This window comes from Neisseria sp. P0021.S007 (genome assembly GCF_051956855.1).
In genome coordinates, this window is record NZ_JBQCXA010001259.1 from 1 (window position 1) to 509 (window position 509).

Sequence of the window (509 nt, forward strand, 5' to 3'; positions counted from 1 at the left end):
GTTTCAGACGACCTTTTGAAAAACGAAACACACATGAAAACATTACAAGACTGGCTCTCGCATTTGGAAACCGCCCACAGCGGCGGCTTAATCGACATGGGCTTGGAACGCACGGGCGAAGTGAAAAAACGCATGAAGCTCGAGCCGCAATGCCCCGTCGTCGTCGTTGCGGGAACAAACGGTAAAGGTTCGGTCTGCGCCTACCTGACACAGATTTACAAACAGGCAGGCTTCAAAGTCGGTACGCTGACCAGCCCGCATTTATTGCGTTACAACGAACGCATCGCCGTCAACGCCGAGCCGGTTTCAGACGACCTCATCACCGCTTCTTTCGAGCGCATCGAAGCGGCGCGCGGCGAAATATCGCTGACTTATTTTGAATTCAATGCCTTGGCGGCGGTCGATATCTTCATACGCGAACAAGTCGATGTGATGATATTGGAAGTCGGCTTGGGCGGACGTTTGGACGCGGTCAATGTGTTCGACTGCGATTGCGCGGTGGTTACCAG

1 pseudogene is annotated in these 509 nt (G+C 53.4%); it reads left to right on the forward strand.

The features are described from left to right. Positions 1-33 precede the first annotated feature (33 nt). Positions 34-509, forward strand: a pseudogene (locus ACTHUR_RS18625) (bifunctional tetrahydrofolate synthase/dihydrofolate synthase); the annotation flags it as partial.